Raw genomic sequence first — 2581 nt, forward strand, 5'->3', positions numbered from 1 at the left:
GGGGGACAACAGTTGGAAACGACTGCTAATACCGCATAATGTCTACGGACCAAAGGGGGCTTCGGCTCTCGCCTTTAGATTGGCCCAAGTGGGATTAGCTAGTTGGTGAGGTAATGGCTCACCAAGGCGACGATCCCTAGCTGGTTTGAGAGGATGATCAGCCACACTGGGACTGAGACACGGCCCAGACTCCTACGGGAGGCAGCAGTGGGGAATATTGCACAATGGGCGCAAGCCTGATGCAGCCATGCCGCGTGTGTGAAGAAGGCCTTCGGGTTGTAAAGCACTTTCAGTCAGGAGGAAAGGTTAGTAGTTAATACCTGCTAGCTGTGACGTTACTGACAGAAGAAGCACCGGCTAACTCCGTGCCAGCAGCCGCGGTAATACGGAGGGTGCGAGCGTTAATCGGAATTACTGGGCGTAAAGCGTACGCAGGCGGTTTGTTAAGCGAGATGTGAAAGCCCCGGGCTCAACCTGGGAACTGCATTTCGAACTGGCAAACTAGAGTGTGATAGAGGGTGGTAGAATTTCAGGTGTAGCGGTGAAATGCGTAGAGATCTGAAGGAATACCGATGGCGAAGGCAGCCACCTGGGTCAACACTGACGCTCATGTACGAAAGCGTGGGGAGCAAACGGGATTAGATACCCCGGTAGTCCACGCCGTAAACGATGTCTACTAGAAGCTCGGAGCCTCGGTTCTGTTTTTCAAAGCTAACGCATTAAGTAGACCGCCTGGGGAGTACGGCCGCAAGGTTAAAACTCAAATGAATTGACGGGGGCCCGCACAAGCGGTGGAGCATGTGGTTTAATTCGATGCAACGCGAAGAACCTTACCTACACTTGACATACAGAGAACTTACCAGAGATGGTTTGGTGCCTTCGGGAACTCTGATACAGGTGCTGCATGGCTGTCGTCAGCTCGTGTTGTGAGATGTTGGGTTAAGTCCCGCAACGAGCGCAACCCCTATCCTTAGTTGCTAGCAGGTAATGCTGAGAACTCTAAGGAGACTGCCGGTGATAAACCGGAGGAAGGTGGGGACGACGTCAAGTCATCATGGCCCTTACGTGTAGGGCTACACACGTGCTACAATGGCGCATACAGAGTGCTGCGAACCTGCGAAGGTAAGCGAATCACTTAAAGTGCGTCGTAGTCCGGATTGGAGTCTGCAACTCGACTCCATGAAGTCGGAATCGCTAGTAATCGCGTATCAGAATGACGCGGTGAATACGTTCCCGGGCCTTGTACACACCGCCCGTCACACCATGGGAGTGGGTTGCTCCAGAAGTAGATAGTCTAACCCTCGGGAGGACGTTTACCACGGAGTGATTCATGACTGGGGTGAAGTCGTAACAAGGTAGCCCTAGGGGAACCTGGGGCTGGATCACCTCCTTATACGATTTAGAACTTATTTGTTCGTAGTGTCCACACAGATGATTGTTAATTAGTGCTTGTCCTTCGGGATAACTAATTAATATGCTCTTTAAAAATTTGGAAAAGCTGATAATAAAATTCTGATGAATAACATTGTTATTTATCAAGAGTTTTCAAAAGTAAAAAAGAATGGTAGCAGTACCATTCAGTGCCATTTAATTAACTCTTTGAGTTGATTGATTGGTATCTACTTTAGTATTCAATATTGACTTCTGGCGAAGTTAAACTGTCACACAACAAAGACCCGTTTGGGTTGTATGGTTAAGTGACTAAGCGTACACGGTGGATGCCTTGGCAGTTGGAGGCGATGAAGGACGTATTAACTTGCGATAAGCCTAGTCAAGCTAGTAAAAAGCACTTGAGACTAGGATTTCCGAATGGGGAAACCCACCTGCTTGCAGGTATCGTTAACTGAATACATAGGTTAACGAGGCGAACGCGGAGAACTGAAACATCTAAGTACCCGTAGGAAAAGAAATCAACCGAGATTCCGAAAGTAGCGGCGAGCGAAATCGGAACAGCCCTTAAGCTTATTATGTGTTAATGGAAGGCTGCTGGAAAGCGCCACGATACAGGGTGATAGTCCCGTACATGAAAAGACATTTTAAGTGAAATCGAGTAGGTCGGAGCACGTGAAACTTTGACTGAATATAGGTGGACCATCATCTAAGGCTAAATACTCCCAACTGACCGATAGTGAACCAGTACCGTGAGGGAAAGGCGAAAAGAACCCCTGTGAGGGGAGTGAAATAGAACCTGAAACCGTGTACGTACAAGCAGTAGGAGCCCACTTGTTGGGTGACTGCGTACCTTTTGTATAATGGGTCAGCGACTTATATTTTGTAGCGAGGTTAACCGAATAGGGTAGCCGTAGGGAAACCGAGTCTTAACTGGGCGAATAGTTGCAAGGTATAGACCCGAAACCCGGTGATCTAGCCATGAGCAGGTTGAAGGTTGAGTAACATCAACTGGAGGACCGAACCCACTAACGTTGAAAAGTTAGGGGATGACTTGTGGTTAGGAGTGAAAGGCTAATCAAACCGGGAGATAGCTGGTTCTCCCCGAAATCTATTTAGGTAGAGCCTCGGACGAATACTTACGGGGGTAGAGCACTGTTAAGGCTAGGGGGTCATCCCGACTTACCAACCC

Annotated in this window: 2 rRNA genes; both read left to right on the top strand. The window is 48.7% G+C overall.

From position 1 onward, the window contains the following. A 16S ribosomal RNA gene (locus I6F41_RS17870) occupies positions 1 to 1393 on the top strand; the annotation flags it as partial. Between the two features lie 298 nt (positions 1394 to 1691). After that, positions 1692 to 2581, top strand: a 23S ribosomal RNA gene (locus I6F41_RS17875); the annotation flags it as partial.

The organism is Pseudoalteromonas sp. SCQQ13 (assembly GCF_015864415.1).
GTDB classification, from domain to species: Bacteria; Pseudomonadota; Gammaproteobacteria; order Enterobacterales; family Alteromonadaceae; genus Pseudoalteromonas; species Pseudoalteromonas nigrifaciens.